The organism is Halalkalibacter oceani (genome assembly GCF_040544555.1).
In the GTDB taxonomy this organism is placed as follows: Bacteria; Bacillota; Bacilli; order Bacillales; family Bacillaceae_D; genus Halalkalibacter; species Halalkalibacter oceani.
The window spans coordinates 155911-175126 of the sequence record NZ_JBEPKD010000008.1; the positions used below are offsets into that span (position 1 = coordinate 155911).

Sequence of the window (19216 nt, forward strand, 5' to 3'; positions counted from 1 at the left end):
CTTCCCTCCCTATAACTCCTCATAATGAATCGGAAATAATTCAAGCGGATCATCAACCTCAACAATATGGTTCAAACAAAATTGATAGACAATCCCGGCATTGATGTTCGGGGGTGAATATGGGAAAGCGATTTGGCTCACCAAGCCAGACCATTCTTTAACCGGATGATGAAGAACCGTATGCCAGACGATTGCCATAATCGACTCAGCCTGTTCCTCTGTTTCCCCTAACACCTCGAGGACAACGCCAACCTCACGCTCACTGCCTGGCTCTCCGTACACACGAAATTGAAGCTGATAGTCCGTCTCCTCTACTCCTGTGCTCACCAATACTTTTTGTTTAATCCGTCCTTTGACATCCTCTAAAAAAGCAGGAAGCTGCTTTAACACGACAGGATCACTGACGCTGCCGATCGCCACTTGTCGATAACCGGCCTTTTTGACTCCTTCTATTCGGATCGTATACGTGTCGGCATGGTGATAGCGACTGCCTTTCACGACCACTCCCCGCTCACCGTCAGGCTCATACGCTGCTTGACTCGTCACGAGCATCCCCGTAGGCTCAACCAGCTCATACGGATTCGTATTTTCATATAATGAATGAGATAACACACTGACAGGCGTGCAGCGCATCTGCGGATTAGGTGGCTCGACTTTAAAGGAGTCCTCCTTAATCCAGGCCATCATGCAGTCGGGATACAACCGCTGCTCGACACAGCCGGCGCCGCATTCCAATACTTTTGCGGCATGCCAGGTTGAGCCGGTATCGAGTCCCTTCATGATCGGTACAGCCGCATAAATTGACGTATCACTGGAGCGGCCGGCAAGGACGACGTCGGCTCCCTGTTCGATTGCTTTTATATAAGGCTCTGGGCCCATCGCACCGACGACGCGCTCCAGTTCATCAACCATGCTTTCATCAAACTCTGGTGCCGGATAGAGCTCTTTCATTTTTCCCGCCTGCATATAACGAAGCAGTGTCTCCTTTGATAGTTCCGCTTCAATTGTGGCGACTTTAAAATGCAGGTTATCCTCCCGCGCGATTTCGCGGACAATCTCCAGCGTCCATTGTAAATGTGGATTTCCGCCTGCCGTTCCCGCCGACCCGACCAAAACAGGTATCCTCTTTTGTAATCCGCCACGAATCATCAGACGCAGATCACGCTTGACCGCCTCCCTCGACGACATTGGCATACCGGCTCCTAAATAATATGGACCCGGATCAGTAGAACCCGCATCACAACCGATCACATCAGGGTTTTGCGAAAGGGCCTTCTGTAAACTTTCCTCGGAAAATCCGGAGCCAAGCATTCCTGTTGCAGCAACGACCCGTACTTCTTTCACACTCCCACTTCCTCTCTTAGTTACTTTTAATCGACTTCTCCAATGAGACGAGTTCATCGATTGAAATAATGTCCATAATTTCCTTTGACAGCCGCGATGTCTGCTCGGCTGTAAAACCTGATTTCCCTGTCTCCATCAAGGTTTGATACGTTTCCTTTATTTGAGTAAATGCAGACAGTACCGGAGTAAGCGGGTAAATAACCATTTTATAGCCTAAGGCGCGCGCTTCCTCAGGTGTTGGAATTGGTCGTCCCAGTCCTTCTGAAGCGACGTAAACCAATGGATAATCAATCTCTTTTGGAGCGAGCTTCATTTCCTCCTCGTTCCTTGGAAAAACCATCACCATATCAGCGCCGGAAGAAGCATACAGATTGGCCCGCTCGATCGCTTTAGAAAACGGTTCTTCCTTGTTCCTGCCGGCGTCAGTCCGGGCAATAATGACGAAATCCTTTGTTTTACGCACTTCTACAGCGCGTTCAAGCTTTTGCATCATTTCATCGGTTGAAATGAGATCAATTTCGCCTTTATGGTAGTGCATTCTCTTTGGCACAACCTGATCCTCAAGCTGAATCGCCGCGACATTGGCCTGTTCAAAGCCGGAAACCGTACGGTCAACCATCGGTAAATGCCCGAACGCCGATCCAGCGTCGACGACCAATGGAATCGTTGTCGCGCTCGTAATCCTTCTGGAAACATCGACCATCTCCGTCAATGTCGTCAAAGGCTCTGTCACCGCAAGATGAGCGCCGACCGCCCAGCCGCCAAGATAGGCTGACTTAAAGCCGATCGCCTCAATAATTTTGGCTGACAGCGGATCAAAGCAGCCGGGTGCGACAATAATCTCTTCCTTAATAAGCAACTCTTTCAAATTCAACAATTGAATTCCTCCTTATTTTACAGCGTTCATTAGCTTCTCCTCCGCTTGACGTCTCTTTCCAATGATCAGATGAATCGCCAACGTTATTCCGCCAACGATGAGGCCGATAACTGAATAAAGGGGATGCGGCACGACTAGTAATAGCCCGGAAATCGCCAGCACAATCCGGAACAGAATCGGCAGCTGTCGCGACAAATATCCGATCGAAGCAATCGTCAGCAGAACGACACCCGCGGCTGCGGTCACGGTCGAGAGAATTCTTTCCGGGATCGGCCCCATCCATAGCAACGATTCTGAGTAAACAAACGCAAACGGAACAACAAATGCAGCCAATCCAAGCTTGAGCGCGTCAACCGCCGTTTTCCACCAGTGGGCTTTCGCTAAGCCGGCCGCCAAGAAGACCGCAGCACATACTGGAGGGGTAATCGTGGAAATAACAGCAAAATAAAAGATAAACAGATGAGCGACAAGCGGCTCCAGTCCGAGTTGAATCAGCGCCGGACCGAGGACAGATGCAGCAATGACATAAGCAGCTGTCGTCGGAAGCCCCATCCCGAGCACGATACAAACGATCGCTGTTAAGAGCAGCCCTAAAAAGAGATTTTGCTGGGCAAATTCAATAATAAAGGCCGACAGCTTCACTCCAACCCCTGTCATCGAAATCAATGAAACGACAATTTGGGCACAAGCGAGCAAGGCAGCAATTTGCAGCACTGTCCGCGCAGAGGCAATCGCGACGCCAAGCCCCATTTGGGTTGGGCTCTTCTGCTTTTCACCCGATCTGAAGCGCAGAATGAAAAACAGGACTACTCCTACAACAATCGCCCATACGCCACCTAATGACGGTGTGTAGCCAGCAAAAAGGAAGTAGGCAAATACACCAATCGGTCCGATGAAGAGCAGGATACTGCTCCAAGAAAAATCGTCCTTCCAGTTACCTTTCGCCTGGGCCTTAATCCCGCGCTTTCTCGCCTCGAGATCGACACCGACATATGCCCCTAAATAATAGAGAGCCGCCGGGATAATCGTCGCGATTGCAATCGTCGAATAGTCAATGCCTAAAATTTGCGCCATAATAAAGGCGGCTGCACCGAGAATCGGTGGCACGAGCTGTCCTCCTGTCGAAGCGACTGCTTCCGTCGCGCCGGAAAAGGAATTGCTGAAGCCCGTTCGTTTCATCGCTGGAATTGTAAAGTTTCCTGTCGTCACAACATTGGAAACCGCACTTCCAGAAATCATTCCAAACAGTCCGCTTGAGACGATTGACACTTTCGCCGTTCCACCCCGGCTGTTTCTCGTAAGCATTTGCGAGATTTTAAAGAAGCTTTCTCCGGCGCCAATCGCAATCAGCGTCGCCCCGAATATCGCAAAGATCGATAGAATCGTCGCTGAAATGCCGAGCATCATTCCCCAAATTCCGTTGGAGCTATGATACAGAGACTGGAGAATCACGGAGAGACTGAAGCCCTGATGTCCCCAAATCCCTGGAAAGTAGGGACCGAAATAGGCATAAGCAATAAAGAAAACGACCATCAGCGGAAATGTCCAGCCGACTGCTCTCCGCCCCGCTTCAACAATGAGCAGCAGCAAAATGACCGAGAACACTTGGTCAACCGGGCTCACCCACAGGAGCGGATTTTCAAGAACCTGATCGTGAACATACGGAATATATAAAGTTGTCAACAGTGAAAGCACAATCAGAATCGCATCATACCAGGGAACTTTCGTCCGTGATGAAGAACGGACGGCAGGCGTTAACGCAAAACATAAAGACAAAGCAAAAGCGAGATGGATACTGCGCTGAATAAGCGCCGGGAAGATACCAAAAATCGTTGTGTAAAGATGAAATCCGACCAACCCAATCGCGATCACGATAATGATTGTGCGCCAGAGTGATTGTTTGATTTCCAAATTCGTTTCTGCCTCTACGGCATCGACGGCTTTTGATAAATCAATCTGAGTAGCCGGACTGTTTTTGTTTGTTGCCATAGGAATGCCTCCTTTTCAAGTCTCCCTCCGTTACAAAGCCAACGGAGGGAGATTGCCGCTTATTCTTCCTCATATTCAGGCGGAATCAATTCATCCGGAACGTCCATTCCAATCTCTTTAAGATATTGGACAGCTCCTGCATGTAATGGAATTCTCGACTCCAATGTTAAAGCTGGAACGTCATTTTCTGCTCCTACCGGATAAGCCGCCGCCCATTCGTCTTTTCCGTCTTCCCAAATCGCTTTGAACATTTTATAGCCGACTTCTTGAGGCAGTTCGCTGGTCGCCTGTGCTCCCATCAGCACAGTTACCGTATTGACATCATAATCAATGCCTTCATAAGTACCGGCCGGAATCGTATGAGGGACAAGGTATTGATACTTTTCAGTAATCTGATCGATCTTATCTTCCGGAATGCTTAACATCTCAATATCCAATGAACCTTGAATTTGCTGGACAAAGCTGTCCGGTGTCGGACCGGCCTTACTTGTGCCGATAATTTGACGGTTTACAACTGCATCGGCCGCATCAGCCTGAACGGCGGTAAAATAATCCGGTTCGATTCCCAGCTCTTCAAACACAACCTGCGTAATCGCTTCAGCGGAAGAATTCGTCGATCCCGGATTAAATCGTTCGCCGTTTAAATCACTCAACTCCGTAATGCCCGAATCCTTCGTGACAATCCATTGCATCGGTGTCGATTCAAAATACCAAATCATCCGCAAGTCCTCAAAAGGTTCCCCTTCAAAGCTTCCTTCCCCGTAATAATTGTCATAATCGGTGTTACTAACCGAGTTTCCAACCGGCACAAGCCCGTCACGAACCCGCTTTGAAATATCAACCGCGCCTTGTGATTCCGTCACTGTAAAATTAAATTCAGGGTAAACGCTTTCAATCGATTTAGCAGCTGCCACCCAATAACCGTAAAGTGCTGAACTAGCCGGCGGTGCCCCGATTGTCATATAGACTGATTCCCCTTCACCAGAAGCGCCCCCTCCATCAGAGCTGCTGTTACATCCTGCTATCCCTGCCATCAATGCTAATATTCCTACCATTACGATCCATTTTTTCATCGTACTCCTCCTTAATGCATCATGTCTGCAAAAGTCTATTATTCTCGTCTTCGTGAAAATCCCCAATAAGCAATAAGTTTCAGTTCAATAATGAAGACGGACCCAGTCCGATGTTTCCGCTTTCAATTTGTGCCACTTCTCTCTTTTTTTCCTCCTCTCTCCTTAATGGATCTTTTGTATAAATAATAATGTATACATTATTACACGTCAACCCAAATCCATTAATTATTTAAAAAATCTACTAATCCGTGGCTTGTTTCGTATGTTCCTAGGAAAGGTTTCAAGTAAAAAAACCAGAATAAAAGGGAGACATCCCCCTCTTATTCCAGCTTTTCATTGCAATGAGCTTACCACCAAAAAGTAGGATAGCGACGTCCATGGTCAAGATTGTTGATCAGCAATGCGGCAAGGACAATGATGACCGAACCGACGAACACAGGCATCAATAGAAATGACCAGCCGCTGCCGGCTGCAATCACGACTAACGGATCAGCTCCCGCAGGTGGATGGGTCGTTTTTGTCAGCATCATCATCGCAATTGCCAGACCGACTCCTGTTGCCATGACCCACATGCTTTGACCAAACAGATGCAACAACGCCAAACCGACAAAAGTGGAGATAAAATGCCCGCCGATAATGTTGCGCGGCTGGGAAAGCGGTGCCTCCCAAAGCCCGAATGCCAGAACACAGCTTGCCCCGAAAGGCGCCATAATCCATAAGTTCGATGTCCAGTTTGTCAGCATAGCCAAAACGCCGATTGCAAAAAAACCGCCAATCCCTCCAATGATTGCGTTGCGCGGAACGACTTTAAGCGGACTTCTGCCTTGTCCTTTCATTTTCGTAAAAAATTCTGTTGCGTCCATAAAACAACCCCTAAATTTATAGTTAACTAGTTATTTAGTTATATTATAGTTCCTTTATTGTGTCAATCACTATTTTACAGGGATTACGTTTGATTAAATGAAAGTTCCACATTATAATATAACTAGTCAACTATGATAATAGGAGCTGGGTGTAGTGGAAGAAAAACAATTGCCTTTACGAGTGAACCCTGAGTTAACGTTTAATGTGAACACTCAAATCCGTGAGCAGTTAAAATGCCTGATTGGCATCGGACTTATTAGAACAGGAGATATGCTTCCTGCCGCAAGTCAATTGGCGGATCAATTAGGAATGAACCGCAACACTGTCAATTGGGTATATAATCAGTTGCGGGAGGAAGGACTCGTCACGATGAGCAAAGGCCGCGGAACGCAGGTGACCGCCCAAGCCAACCGGCTTTATAAAGAACAGGCTTCTCTCTTTGATCTCATCAAACAGACAATCGATCAAGCCGAGGCCAAAGAACTGGATCTGCGCCAGTTTTTCACCACCGGCCTCGCCTACACTTTGCTCCTCCATCCTTCCTCCTCTGCAGAGGCCCGGATTGTACTGATCGAATGCAAAGGACATGACCACCCTTTTTATCGAAAGGCCATTGAACGTGAGACCGGAGAAAAAGTGGAAACGGCATTTCTCGAAGACTTACAGGAAAAAAACGAATTATGCAGCCAGCTCGCTCAACAATATCAAGTTATTGTGACGACACTCAATCATGCTGAGGAAGTGAAAACATGCTTCTCACGCTTCAATAGCAGGATTTTAGTCATCGGCGCCACCGTTGAAACGTCCTTTCTACTGGACCTGGCCAAGCTGAAGCAAAATACCCGGGTCGCTTTTGTATGTCTCGGCCAAGCTGGCGGAAATTGGATGGCGAATCGGGTCCGAGAAGCAGGGCTGGAGCAAATCCGTTCGGAAACGCTCGGCTGGGAAGAAAGCGGAAGGCCTTCAGATTCACTGGCAAAATGGGACAGGATTTACGCCTCGGCCGCTGTCTATCCTGAATTGAAAAAGCTCGCCCCAAACAAAGTGGAGCTATATCCGATGAAACTCGAACCAAGCAGTGAAAACCTGTTGCATGAGCTTCCCGGTTCTCAGGCAGGACTCGATTAATTGGAAATTCTCTCCGATAATAAAAGGGCTGTGCCAAAGGAAAAACCTTTTCGCACAACCCTTTTTATATTTTATGCTCCTCCAGCAAGCTCCTTAATCAAGTAAGCCAGCAAAGCCGCGCGCGTGCCGAGGTGATCAATTAAAATATGCTCATGCTCGGCGTGCGGTCCCGCTCCGGCAGCTCCCAGACCATCTAAAGTCGGAATTCCGAGAGCAGAAGCAAAGCTTCCGTCACTGCCCCCGCCAACTGCGGCTGCTTTTACCTCGTAGCCAATTTTCTCTCCATAATCGCGGACGAGCGAGAACAGCTTTTTTGATTCGTTCGTTTGTTCAAGCGTTGGTCTGACAATCCCTCCTTGGATCTCTAAGGAAGCTTCCGAATTCCGAACTTGTAATGAATTCATCAGCCCTTCCATCCGCTTTGCTTCTTCCATTGTCTTTACGCGGATATCGATCGCAGCTTCAGCCGTTTGTGGGACGACATTGACACCAGTTCCGCCCTTGACCTGCCCGACGTTAACCGTCGTGCCGCTCGAATAATCGGTCCAGGATGAAATTCGTTGAATGATGTCCGCCAATTCGACAATGGCATTAATCCCCTCTTCATGACTATTGCCGGCATGCGCCGAGCGGCCGGTCACAGTCAACGTGTAGCGCAGGATTCCTTTTCTCTCGAGCTTTAAGGCGTGTGTATTGGCTTCAGCCGCTTCAGGAACGAGCACGGCGACGCTTTTTTTCGCTTCTTCCTCAATTAATGTCCGAGAATCAGGCGAGGCGACACCCTCGTGGTCACTGTTAAATAGGAAGACGACCCGTTTCTGTAAAGGAAGCCCCAGTTCTTTCAAGGCTTTCAATGCCCAAATGGCGATTACTAGTCCACCCTTCATATCAATGATTCCCGGTCCATAGGCGCGATTGCCTTCAACTCGGTAAGTCAGCTTCCCTTCAGGCCAGACCGTATCAAAATGCCCCAAAATTAAAATTTGCTGCTCTCCTTGACCGAATGTATATTTGAAATGATCGCCGAAGCGTGTGCGCGGAAAGATTTCCGGCTCATTGTCAAAATAGGTGCGGAATAACGAGCGAATTTCTTCTCCACAGGCATCCACGAGCTCTTTGTTTAACGTCGGCGACTCCCTTTCAACGATTTTTTTAATATCTGTTAAAATCGCTTCATTCTGGCCTTTCAGCCACGTATATATATTCTCCTCCATCCATTACACCTCATCATTCAAAAAGTATTTGATTCCGTTTATAAATATCCTCCACTTTTGATAACCGTTCTTTCACGTGATCTGCTACGTTTTTCCGCACAGCTACGACAAGCATGTTTAACAGGCTAATGACCGGCGCAATCCCGTTGTAGCCGCTTTGATCCCTGTTGGTCTTCGCAAATAAAGAAAGAGATGCCAGCTTACAAATCGGCGAAAGCTCCGAATCTGTGATCGCAATGACCTGTGCCCCCGCCTCGCGGGCGAGTTCTGCCAGACGATATGTGTCTTTATGGTAGCGCGGAAATGAGATTGCTATCAAAACCGAATTTTCCGTCATATTCAACAGCTCTTGCTCAAATGTTTTTTCTTCCATAAGCCGGATGTTGGCAAGCATGAAGCCAAGCGTATAGGAAAACCAATAGGCAGAAGCATAGGACGTCCTTTGCCCTGTCACAAAGACCCGGTCGGCATTGATGATTTTTTGCGCTGCCGCTTCCAATTGATGATGATCGACATGCTCACGCATATGACTGAGAATCGCCATATCCTGCTCCAGCACTTGTAAATATTCATCCGCTATCACATGGTCTCCTTCCACTTCAGCCTGAGAACGTGCTGACATCAACTCCTGTCGGATGAACTTTTGCATCGCTGAAAAACCGCCGAAGCCGAGTGAATAAGCGAGGCGGATGATCGTCGTTTCACTGACGCCGATCTTCTGCTGCAGCTCGACCATCGTGCTGTAGCTCGCTTCCTCTAAATGCTCCGCTATATATTTAGCAGCCTTTTTTTTCCCGGCTGACAATGTGTCGTAATGCTCTTTCACTAATTGGTTAAATTCCTGATTGGCCATCTCCATCACCCTTATTCATGAATTGTCTCTTCCTCTTTCATGATAACGGAATAGCCAGTCAAAGTCATCGTCATTAGAAAGGACCGTAATCGATGAAAACAGCGAGAATGACAAACAGCATCCCTACGACCGTCCAATAGAAGACGAGCGGCATCACAAAACGGATCCATCTCGTAAACGGCACGCCGCCAATCGCCAGAACGGCCATCAGCACCCCGGAAATCGGAGTAACCATATTTGTAATGCCGTCCCCTAATTTAAAGGCGATGACAGCTGTCTGCCTCGTCACCCCGAGCATATCAGCCAGAGGCGTCATCATCGGCATAACAACAGCGGCCTGCCCACTGCCTGAAGGGACAAGAATATTGAAGAAGATATTAAAGAAAAACATCGCCAGTGCCCCCATGATCGTGCCAAGCTCACTCATCGGGATGAAGATTGCATTGACGACCGTATCGAGGATGAACGCGTTTTCCATTAAGACGACAACCGCCCGCGCAATTCCGATAATTAGAGCACCATACAAAATGTTTTTCGCCCCGCCCATAAAGGAACGGACGAATTGATTCGGACTCTGTCTTGAGATGAGGGCGCTCCCAATCGCGTTAATCAGAAAAATGGCAGCCAGTTCATTAATCCCCCACCCCCACGTTAGGGAACCATAAACAAAGGTACCGATGCACAGAAAGAAATATAGGATTAATATTTTATGAGCCGTCGTGAACGCCCCCATATCCTCTTCCTTCATATCTTTGTCGGCAAATTTCTGCTCTCCCATCAAGCTCTGCCCGGGGTCATCAGAGATCCGTTTCACATAGCGAATCACAAATAAAATGGTCACAATACTTAATGCAACAAAAATAAAAACTCTAAACAAAGCGCCTGAAAACAATGGCAGTCCGGCAATTTCCTGCGCCACTCCAAGCGTAATCGGGTCAAAGACAGCGGCAGCCGACCCGGAAAAATAACCTAGATAAATGATCGAGACACCCGCTATTGCATCCAGTTTTAATGCCCGCGCTAAAATGATTCCGAGTGGAATAAAAGCAATTACCGCGTTGGAGCCGACTCCAACCGCTGAAATAATGCCGAACAGCAGACTGACCGAAGCAATCAGCACATATTTTCGATGCCTCGTTTTATCAACCAGCACTTTAACACCCGCATTAATCGTGCCAGGTTGCTCAATGACAGCAATCGCTCCTCCCATAATGAGCACTAAAAAGATTAAATTAGACGAGGCGATAAGCCCTTGCTGAATTGCAAGAAACAAATCCAAAAAGCCCAGGGCCGGCGCCTCTGTAGGCGTGAAGCTGCCCGGAATCACCATTTCAATGTCTCCATCCGAGCGTTCAAACTGCCCGGACGGGATAATAAAGCTGCAAATCCACGCTAAGAGCAATAGCGCGAACAAAATAACCATCGCGTCAGGCATGACGATTTTCCTTCGTTTCTCCATATATCTCTCCCCTTTATAGAATTTTTTACTACTTTTTATAAAAAGAGAATTTTTTACTTCAAAAAGAGTGTATCACAACTTCTCCAGAATGAAAACGTTTTATTTTGAAATGATGGAACATTTGCTCATCATAAGAAAAGTCACGGCGTCCCGTCCCCGCCAACCCTATTTCCTATTTTTCTAACGATAAATTCTTCATCAGACGACAAAAGCATCGTAAAAAAGATCTGTTTTCGACAAACAGAGTTGACATTCCCTTCAAAAGAAATCATCTTTAATTTAAGATCGTTCATTTACAATGGAGTCTAAATACATAAAAAAGGAGAAGAAATATGTGGAAAGAATTTAAGGAATTTATTATGAGAGGCAATGTGTTGGATTTAGCAGTGGCGGTCGTCATAGCGGGAGCGTTTACAAGCATTGTCAACGCCCTGGTGGAAAACATCATTATGCCGTCAATCGCCTTGATTTTCGGCAATACGGATTTCACTTCAGAATGGGCCTATCACGGAATTACGTACGGCGTTTTCATTCAGGCTATTATCGATTTTCTCATTATTGCAGCGGCCCTGTTTATTTTCGTGAAAGCTTTTAACAAAATCACAAGAGACCGCTTTGTGAAAAAAGCCGCCGAGGAAGTAATTGAAAAAGAAGACGAGCAGGTCGTCCTCCTGCGTGAAATCAGAGACGCCTTACAAAAGCAATCAAACTAAAAAAACCGCACAGCGGCTTTTCTTAGAAGCGTTGTGCGGAGCTGTTACAATCGTTTAAGAATGGCTGAAAACGGGCTTTTTTCAGCCATCCGCGTAACGCGCGAAGCCGACGCCCTTCCTCAACAAGCCGAAAAATTTCTACTTTCTTATCTTTTAAAAACGTTTTTTACCTTCTATCCCCTCCTCCTTTTTACGAGTAAAAGGTCACTTCGCTCTCACCCGATTCGCCGTATGAAACGCACACATCCGAATATGGTCATCAACGAGGCCAATCGCCTGCATAAACGAGTAGATCGTGACAGGGCCGACGAATTTGAAATTCCGCTTCTTTAAGTCCGTGCTAATCTGTTTTGATAATGGGGTTTGGGCGGGGATCTCATCCTCGCTTTCCCAATTGTTGATGATCGGCTGCCCGTCAACATAGCGCCATAAAAAATCAGAAAAGCTGCCAAATTCCTGTTGTATGGTCAAAATCGCCCGCGCGTTAGTCCGCACCGACTCAAGCTTGGCAAGATGCTTAATCACATGATACCGCTCTTTAATTGTCTGCAAATCGGCGTCCGTCAGCTCTGCACAATAAGCAAGATCAAAGTGCTGAAAGGCTTCCTGATAGCCGGCACGCTTTGAAAGCACAATCTGCCACGACAATCCGGCCTGCGCCCCTTCAAGTGTCAAAAGCTCAAAAATATAACGGTCATCATAGGAGGGGACGCACCACTCCTCATCGTGGTACGCCTGCATCAACGGATTGCCGTTCGGCCATGAGCATGTCTTCTTCATCATTTATCGCCGTCCTATCCTCTTTTTACTCTTACTATAGCACGACCAGACAGGCAAACAGCAAGCCGTTAGTCCGTGCTTCCCTCATTCTTCCCTTCTGCTTCGAGCGCCTTGGCTGCCTCGTGCAAAAATGCCTCCTCCTCTTGCGTAAAAACATTCGGAAAGCGGAAATGATCCATGTCGTTCAGGATTCTTTCCTGTTGCTCGATTAGCTGCTTTGAAAACTCCTCTTCGTCGGCATACTTGAAAACGAGCTCCGTTAGCCCGATCAGTGCCGCTTTCGCTTCCTTCGATTCCGGTGAGATCTTTCGCTGAACAAGCACTTTAATTTTCTGTAACAGCTGCATCCATTCATGGTCGAGATGAAGCCATTCCTCCTTCGTCAGATCGTACATCTGCGCGACCAATTCCTCGGAAAAGTATTCCTTCATCCATTCCTTATGCTCTTCTTCATGCTTAATACTGTACAAAAACGAGCTGATCATCGCCCAGTTTGGCGCATGGCCCTGCTTTAATAAATGCTGTACCCTTTCTATCGCCTCAATCGCCCTCTCCAGTTCTGTCCGCTTTTCCGTTAACAGCCGGTGCTGAAGTGATAATGAGCTTTCAAACGAGTGCGGCGCCGGAGCTTCCTCCTTCAGGAGCCGTTGAATCTCCTGCAGCGAATAGCCAATGAACTTTAACGTCTGAATATGCTGAAGCGTCGCCAGCTCATCCAAGCCGTAAAGACGGTAGCCGGCCTGATTGTACTTATTCGGCACCAATAGCTCCATTTCCTCATAGAAACGCAGCGTCCTGACCGTCAGCCCTGTACGCTGAGCAAATTCACTGATCGTATAAGTCGCATCATTCATGTCCTTCCCCCTTTCTTCTTGACTATCTTTATCATAATGGATCACGTTACGGGAGGCGCAAGTGGTAATCCGGTAGAAAACCTCGAGATGACAGCCTGTTTTCTTCCCGCTATAATGAGGCAAAGAACGTATCAATTGCCTAAAAGGAGGCCGCGGAAATGTCCATTATTGAAAAGCTCAGTTTACATAAATATAACCATTTAGCGGTGATTAACGAGCCGGCGGATTACGAGCTGTTTCCTCATCAGCCCTCGACGTTAGCTGAACATCATGACGCGATTTTCATTTTTATCGAAACGCTGGCTGAAATGATCTCCTATACGGAGCAGGTGATCGCCAGACAAGCGTTAGCCGAAAAAGGCTATCTGTTTTTCGCTTATCCGAAAAAAGGAAATAAACGCTACAGTACTTCAATTCACCGGGATGAGATTTTCCCGGCGATGAACGTTGACGAAGACGGGTATGTCGCCGGGAGCGACTTGAAGTTTTCGCGCATGGTCAGCATGGATGAGACGTTCACCGTCATCGGATTAAAGCGCGAGAAAAAGAAGGCTAAAAAAACAACGGCGCCAAGCCAGCAAGTCGCCGATTATGAGCAGCATGTAAAAGACGTGGAAGCCTTATTAGCCGCTCACCCAAAGGAGCTTGCTTTCTACCAAAGTTTAACTCCTGGCTACCAAAAAGACTGGGCCCGTCACATCTTTTCGGCCAGACAGCAAAAAACGCGCGACAAACGCCAGCAGGAAATGATTGAGATTCTTTCGCAAAACTACAAATCAATTGCATTGTATCGACAAAGAGAAAAATAGCTCATTGCTTTTTTCCAGCGGGGCAGCAGGGAACCACCTGCCGTTATTTTGCAAGCGGGCTCCCGTCTCTCCTTTTAATCGCCGGTCTTTTCACGAAACGAAAACAAAACGAGAAGCGCCGTACACGAAAGCATCAGCAGCGCACTGAACAAAAATGGCGCGCCAAACTGTTCCCGCGCGAAGCCGGACAGAAGTGAACCGGCAACGACGCCAAGTGAAAAGAACGCATAAAAAATCCCGTATGCCTTCCCGCGGTTGACCGCCGTCGAGGCATCGGCCACCATTTGGTTCATCGACGGAAAAACGAGGGAAAAGCCTGTCCCATAAATGAGCATCGCGAGCACGAGCCACTCGATCTGAAGAACGAAATGAATGATGGTCAACGAGAGCGCAATTAGAACGAGACCTGTAACTACAAGCTTCCAGGCGCGAAACCACTCATAGATTCTGTTAAGCGGTGTAACAAACACAACGAGCGCCGTTATGCCATATAGACTGAGCAGCATTCCGGTTGTCGCCGTCGTAAAATCAATTTCCCCGACTTTTAATGGCAAGGCATAGGCAAGCGTCCCGTTACTGACCATCAGCGCGAACGCGGCCATAGACGCCTGCAGCAAAGGAAGCTGCTTCATCAGCAGCCATACGTCCTGCCACTTCACCTTACTGCGCTCAGCAGCCGTGGCCTGCTGCGGAATAGACGGAAAACAAACCAATAAAGCGACAAAAAACAAACCTGCCGTAAAAAAGAAAACCGCGCTATATTCGCCCCGTGAAGCAAGCGCCCCGCCAATCGCCGGCCCGGTAATCGCCGCAATGCCGATGGCCGCGCCGGCAAAGGCCATCGTTTTCCCTTTCCGTCCAGCGCCGGAACGTTCTCCAATCAACGCGAACGCGGCCGGAATCAGAACCCCGCCGGCGAGGCCATGGAGAAAGCGGATGACAAACAGCTGCTCTCCGGTTTGCGCCAGAGGATAAAGCAGCAGCACAAGCCCGACAGTGACCATCCCGAAGGCGAGCATTTTTTTGTAGCCGAGCCGGTCAATCCAATGACCGCCGATCACATTGCCGGCCATATTCGCCAATGAATAAACAGCGACAATGGCTCCCACCAGCACATCCCCCGCTCCCACGCTGACGGCATAAGGAGAGATGATCGGAAGCTGAATAAATGTATCAATAAACACAACAACAATCAGGACATAAATCAAACGCGACATTACAAGATCTCCTTTATGAGCAAGACACCATGCCTTTTTCGTCCAGTTTACAATACATCCGCTTCTTGAAACCAGCCAAAGGCGCTGAGCATGAACGACTAGAAAGAAACAGGCAGCATACAATAAGGCAACAGCGCACTAAGAATGCGGCCACAACCTGGTCATACCCCGGACCTTTTACCATCAAAGTGGAGGATATTCATTGCCGCCACTGCAAAAGCCTGGGCGACTCTAATTTTTTAAGCAAGAGGTGATCGATTTTTCCTTCAACTAGCAAGTATACCGATGATTAAAGCAAACGGTTTCAAATGCCGATATTAGATGTACTGATGTTTCACAAAGAGCAAACGCCAAAGGCAGCTTTTCTCTTGCCACCAACCATCTCGAAACATTTTATACTTTCTTATCAATGCAAAACGCCGTTATTACGAAATGACGAGGAGGTCACTGAAATGAAAGTAAGTAACCAGCACACCCCATATCCGACGCTATTTGATCACCGCGGCCAGCAAAAACAGACGGCCTTGCACACTGGAAAAACATTACCGGTATTAAGAGAACCCCACGACTTGCTGGACATTAGCCATGAGGGACGACAGCTCGACGTGATCATGCGGGATGCGGAGAAAGTCTCGATTCCATCAAGCCCGAAGGACGATATCAATGAAATCATGAAAATGTTTAGACCGGAAGACTATGAAACGATGAAAAATCACTTCGCTCAAAATAATCGTAAGGAGGGCTTCGAATTGCTTCATTCCTTCACGAAACTACTACCTCGTCATCCGGAATGGCTGCAAGCATACAGAGAGTCGGCACAGCGCTAACGCCATTCGGATCAGAAATCGCTCAATCAAATGAGACCGCATAAACGCTCGAATATCACGATTTATGCGGTCCCCAATTATAATTTCTCTTTACCCTTGTGCAGATTTCTAGCGCCGCTCGCTTTTTATTCTACCAACATCGTCGCCGCTTCATCCGGACAAAATATCCTACCCGAAGAGCCTTTACTACATGCCCACGCCTTTTCTTCCTATTCACGCCCATGCTCTGTCCAGTCCTGAAGGCTCTTCCCTTATTTGAACGTGTTCATTTTGGTACTGCTTGTGAGGCCCAATGTTAAAGCTTGGTTAAAGAATGAGCCAAGCGTGTAGCAAACGTTCTGAAACGAGTATAATGAAAAAAAGCACAGCAGAACGGAGGTGCGTCGTCCATGACATCTCAAAACATATTGGTCGTCGATAACGAAGAGGAAATCAGGGACATTCTGAAGCTTCATTTGGAAAATGCCGGTATGCAGGTTATTGAGGCCGAATCGGGTCAGCAGGCCCTGTCCGTTCTGGAGCGCTCATCCATCGACTTGATCGTATTGGACCTGATGATGGAGCATATGGATGGCTGGGAGGTCCTGAATCATTTGACGCAACACGGCCTGAAAACCCCGGTGATCGTGCTGAGTGCCAGGCAGCTGGAAGCGGACAAGATCGAAACTCTCGGTCTCGGTGCGGATGATTACGTCACGAAGCCATTCAGTCCCGGCGAATTAATCGCACGTATCCAGGCCATTTTGCGCAGAAGCAATCCCGCCTTACGAATCAAGCGGTTCAAGCTTGGGGAGGCGATATTTGATGTAGAAGGTTCGTACATTCAGAAGCGGGCGAAGAAAACCTATCTTTCTCCCATAGAAGCAGCACTTCTGGAGCTTTTCCTGCAAAATCCGGGCAAAGTATTCACGCCCCGGGAAATTCTTCGCCAAGTTTGGAAGCTCGATCACGGTGACAATAACCCGGTCAAAGTTTATGTGAATTATTTAAGGAAAAAGATAGAAGATAATCCGGCAGAACCGCAGTATATTCAAACCATTCGCGGCCTAGGCTACCGCTTCATGGAAGAGCCGTCATGAACCTCAGGGGTAAACTGTGGCTGCTGCTTTTTTCCAGCTCTTTGACCTCCCTGTTGCTGCTGATTGGCATTGCTGCTGTGATTGGCTGGCTTTTCAACCAGGGCTATACTCACCAAAGCCTGAATGCGTTCGGTCAGGAACTGGCCCGTCAAGCTGAACAGAGCGAGGCTGAAGCCGGGCGGACAGTAGAGTTACTTGATGACTTTCATCGCTCACACCCTGCGATTGAACTGGCCTGGCTGCGGGCAGATGGACAATTGCGCTACGCCACGGATGGTCGCAACGTTGATTATGACATAAATGAATTAATGAACCTCTTTGTAAATATGCCTGCTTATTTGTGGGAGGAAGGAGAGCAGATCGCTTTGCTGTTTGATTGGCAGGCAGGAGAAGAGCAGCAATTTCTAGTAATGACCTTAGCTAATGAGGCCATGCAGGGCAGCCAGATTTTCGTGTACATACAAGATTACGCGCAGTTCGGTCAACTGCTTTTGCCCGTGGCTCTCTTCATTTTGACGCCTTATGTATTCGCTCTGATCTTTTTCCTCAGGTTAAACCGCCGGCTGACAGCACTGAACCATGCTATGAAAACATTCGATACGAATGACGCCCCCCTGCTCATTGAAAGCCAATCCAGCGATGAAATCGGCCAGCTGACCCGCAGCTTCAATGAGATGGCCAACCGCATTCGCGCTAATGTCGCCCGGATCGAAGAGTTGGATGCGAAGCGCAAGTCGCTCATTGCCGATGTCTCCCATGATTTGCGCACACCGTTGACGATGATCATCGGGTATGCCGAAAGCTTGGACAAGCATCTCCTGAAAAATCCGGCAGAGCAGCAAAAGTATACAACCAACCTGCTCCGACGAGCGAAATACATGGATGATCTGTTGCAGAAATTGCTGGAAATCGCCCAAATTGACAAGTACAAACAGCATATCCGGTTTGTACGGCAGGATATAGGAGAAACGATCAGGCTTATTGCCGCCTCTTACATCCCCATTGTCGAAGAAAAAGGAATCGACTTCGATATTCATATTCCTGAGGAACCCCTCTTGTCAGCATACGACGCCTCCTTGTTAGAAAGAGCCGTGCACAACCTGATCGAAAACGCGATTCAATACGGAGGTGAGGGCCGGTATCTGGGCATATTTCTGAAGCAAGAGGAAAACCATGTCACCATTACAGTGGCCGATCGCGGTCCCGGAATTGATGCGGAAAAGCAGAAGCTGATCTTTGAAAGATTTTATCGCGGGGCGAAAGGACGTGGCGGGGAAGGGTTCGGGCTTGGCTTGGCAATCGTTCAAGAAGTGGCAAACGCGCACAACGGATATGTCCGCATGACGAGTCAGCCGAAAGAAGAAACCGCGTTCACCTTATTTCTGCCGAAAAACAATCTCTCCGGTTGATAGGAAACGCTTCTCTTACCTAACATCTCAACGAGGGAGAGCGGCTCCATACTGGATAGCTAACTTGCTATTCCGACACCCTAACGAAGGCCTGATGATCAGTCCTCGCCATCCAAAACGCACAAAAAGGCTACCTGAAGGTCGGAAAAACCTTTCAAGGTAGCTTTTTTTCCTTTGTGCTCGTGCCGTTCATCGCTTCTTACGTGTCCTACCACTTTAAGACGTCGATATATTTAACTTTCGAAAAGCATCAATGATTTTATCCTCTGTAACCGGTTTCGAAATGTAGTATTTGGCCCCGCTCCGTAACGATTCAAAAAGAAGCTCTTTATTTCGATTCCCACTAATGATAATCACTTTCGCCTTAGGAAAAGATGTTACCAGCAGTTGGAGAGCCCGAATGCCGTCGATTCCCGGCATTTCAAGATCTAGCGTGACTAATGATGGCTGGTAGTATTCATACGCCTGAATCGCTTCTGCTCCGTTGGACACTTCATCGATGACGGTATGACCCAGCTTTACAAAAATATCTTTCAATACTGATCGGATAAAACGAGAATCATCACAAATCAAGATACGTTCCATACCGCCATTACCCCTTGCGCTCTTTAAAATAGTAAAATCATGCCAACATCAAACGTTAGAAAAACACATCCTTTTTTGTTAACGCCCCAGCCATCCCTCCCTATGAATTTTCTTCCCCCACACCTGTCGAGTTCTATTTTTC

Annotated in this window: 18 protein-coding genes; 6 read left to right on the forward strand and 12 right to left on the reverse strand. The window is 47.8% G+C overall.

The features are described from left to right. Positions 1-9 precede the first annotated feature (9 nt). The 5 genes from ABMB67_RS11295 to ABMB67_RS11315 all read right to left on the reverse strand — a co-directional run bounded on the left by ABMB67_RS11295 (position 10) and on the right by ABMB67_RS11315 (position 6146). Positions 10-1344 carry an acyclic terpene utilization AtuA family protein gene (locus tag ABMB67_RS11295; RefSeq protein ID WP_354572117.1) on the reverse strand — a complete coding sequence of 445 codons (1335 nt, stop codon included), beginning with the start codon at positions 1342-1344 and terminating at the stop codon, positions 10-12. A 16-nt stretch (positions 1345-1360) separates the two neighbouring features. Beyond that, a complete protein-coding gene (locus tag ABMB67_RS11300; RefSeq protein WP_354572118.1) occupies positions 1361-2221 on the reverse strand; it encodes an isocitrate lyase/PEP mutase family protein in 861 nt (286 codons plus the stop codon). Between the two features lie 12 nt (positions 2222-2233). Further along, the gene (locus tag ABMB67_RS11305) at positions 2234-4210 is read right to left on the reverse strand and encodes a TRAP transporter permease (RefSeq protein ID WP_354572119.1); all 1977 of its coding nucleotides are present in this window, start codon (positions 4208-4210) and stop codon (positions 2234-2236) included. Between the two features lie 59 nt (positions 4211-4269). Continuing rightward, on the reverse strand, positions 4270-5283 hold the full coding sequence (locus ABMB67_RS11310) for a TAXI family TRAP transporter solute-binding subunit (RefSeq protein ID WP_354572120.1): 1014 nt from the start codon (positions 5281-5283) through the stop codon (positions 4270-4272). A gap of 347 nt (positions 5284-5630) precedes the next feature. Beyond that, entirely contained in the window at positions 5631-6146 is a 516-nt protein-coding gene (locus tag ABMB67_RS11315; protein WP_354572121.1) for an HPP family protein, read from the reverse strand. A 154-nt stretch (positions 6147-6300) separates the two neighbouring features. On the opposite strand from ABMB67_RS11315, the gene ABMB67_RS11320 reads away from it, so the two are divergent. Continuing rightward, complete coding sequence (locus ABMB67_RS11320; RefSeq protein WP_354572122.1) at positions 6301-7275, forward strand: GntR family transcriptional regulator; 975 nt, start codon at positions 6301-6303, stop codon at positions 7273-7275. A gap of 71 nt (positions 7276-7346) precedes the next feature. On the opposite strand, the gene ABMB67_RS11325 is transcribed toward ABMB67_RS11320, so the two are convergent. The 3 genes from ABMB67_RS11325 to ABMB67_RS11335 form a co-directional block, all read right to left on the reverse strand. Continuing rightward, the gene (locus ABMB67_RS11325) at positions 7347-8489 is read right to left on the reverse strand and encodes a M20 family metallopeptidase (protein ID WP_354572123.1); all 1143 of its coding nucleotides are present in this window, start codon (positions 8487-8489) and stop codon (positions 7347-7349) included. Positions 8490-8502: 13 nt separating this feature from the next. Next, positions 8503-9342, reverse strand: a complete 840-nt coding sequence (locus tag ABMB67_RS11330; RefSeq protein ID WP_354572124.1) for a MurR/RpiR family transcriptional regulator — start codon at positions 9340-9342, stop codon at positions 8503-8505. Between the two features lie 73 nt (positions 9343-9415). Continuing rightward, positions 9416-10801 carry a YfcC family protein gene (locus ABMB67_RS11335; RefSeq protein WP_354572125.1) on the reverse strand — a complete coding sequence of 462 codons (1386 nt, stop codon included), beginning with the start codon at positions 10799-10801 and terminating at the stop codon, positions 9416-9418. A gap of 332 nt (positions 10802-11133) precedes the next feature. On the opposite strand from ABMB67_RS11335, the gene mscL reads away from it, so the two are divergent. Further along, the gene (gene mscL / locus ABMB67_RS11340; RefSeq protein WP_251225031.1) at positions 11134-11514 is read left to right on the forward strand and encodes a large conductance mechanosensitive channel protein MscL; all 381 of its coding nucleotides are present in this window, start codon (positions 11134-11136) and stop codon (positions 11512-11514) included. Positions 11515-11718: 204 nt separating this feature from the next. On the opposite strand, the gene ABMB67_RS11345 is transcribed toward mscL, so the two are convergent. Beyond that, positions 11719-12294 (reverse strand): DNA-3-methyladenine glycosylase I, encoded by a 576-nt coding sequence (locus ABMB67_RS11345; RefSeq protein ID WP_354572141.1) that lies wholly within the window; start codon positions 12292-12294, stop codon positions 11719-11721. Positions 12295-12362: 68 nt separating this feature from the next. Next, a complete protein-coding gene (locus ABMB67_RS11350; RefSeq protein ID WP_251225030.1) occupies positions 12363-13148 on the reverse strand; it encodes a MerR family transcriptional regulator in 786 nt (261 codons plus the stop codon). A gap of 158 nt (positions 13149-13306) precedes the next feature. Here ABMB67_RS11350 and ABMB67_RS11355 point away from each other — a divergent pair, with 158 nt between their 5' ends. Continuing rightward, complete coding sequence (locus ABMB67_RS11355; RefSeq protein ID WP_354572126.1) at positions 13307-13957, forward strand: YdeI/OmpD-associated family protein; 651 nt, start codon at positions 13307-13309, stop codon at positions 13955-13957. Positions 13958-14031: 74 nt separating this feature from the next. Here the strand turns inward: ABMB67_RS11355 and ABMB67_RS11360 are convergent, their stop codons facing one another. Continuing rightward, positions 14032-15174 carry an MFS transporter gene (locus ABMB67_RS11360; protein WP_354572127.1) on the reverse strand — a complete coding sequence of 381 codons (1143 nt, stop codon included), beginning with the start codon at positions 15172-15174 and terminating at the stop codon, positions 14032-14034. A 452-nt stretch (positions 15175-15626) separates the two neighbouring features. Between ABMB67_RS11360 and ABMB67_RS11365 the strand changes: the two genes are divergently transcribed. The 3 genes from ABMB67_RS11365 to ABMB67_RS11375 all read left to right on the forward strand — a co-directional run bounded on the left by ABMB67_RS11365 (position 15627) and on the right by ABMB67_RS11375 (position 18489). Next, a complete protein-coding gene (locus ABMB67_RS11365; RefSeq protein WP_251225027.1) occupies positions 15627-16001 on the forward strand; it encodes a hypothetical protein in 375 nt (124 codons plus the stop codon). A gap of 389 nt (positions 16002-16390) precedes the next feature. Beyond that, entirely contained in the window at positions 16391-17080 is a 690-nt protein-coding gene (locus ABMB67_RS11370; protein ID WP_251225026.1) for a response regulator transcription factor, read from the forward strand. Beyond that, positions 17077-18489 (forward strand): HAMP domain-containing sensor histidine kinase, encoded by a 1413-nt coding sequence (locus ABMB67_RS11375; protein WP_354572128.1) that lies wholly within the window; start codon positions 17077-17079, stop codon positions 18487-18489. Before ABMB67_RS11370 ends, ABMB67_RS11375 begins: the two co-directional genes overlap by 4 nt. 216 nt (positions 18490-18705) lie before the next feature. On the opposite strand, the gene ABMB67_RS11380 is transcribed toward ABMB67_RS11375, so the two are convergent. Continuing rightward, the gene (locus ABMB67_RS11380; RefSeq protein ID WP_251225024.1) at positions 18706-19074 is read right to left on the reverse strand and encodes a response regulator; all 369 of its coding nucleotides are present in this window, start codon (positions 19072-19074) and stop codon (positions 18706-18708) included. Positions 19075-19216: the final 142 nt, after the last annotated feature.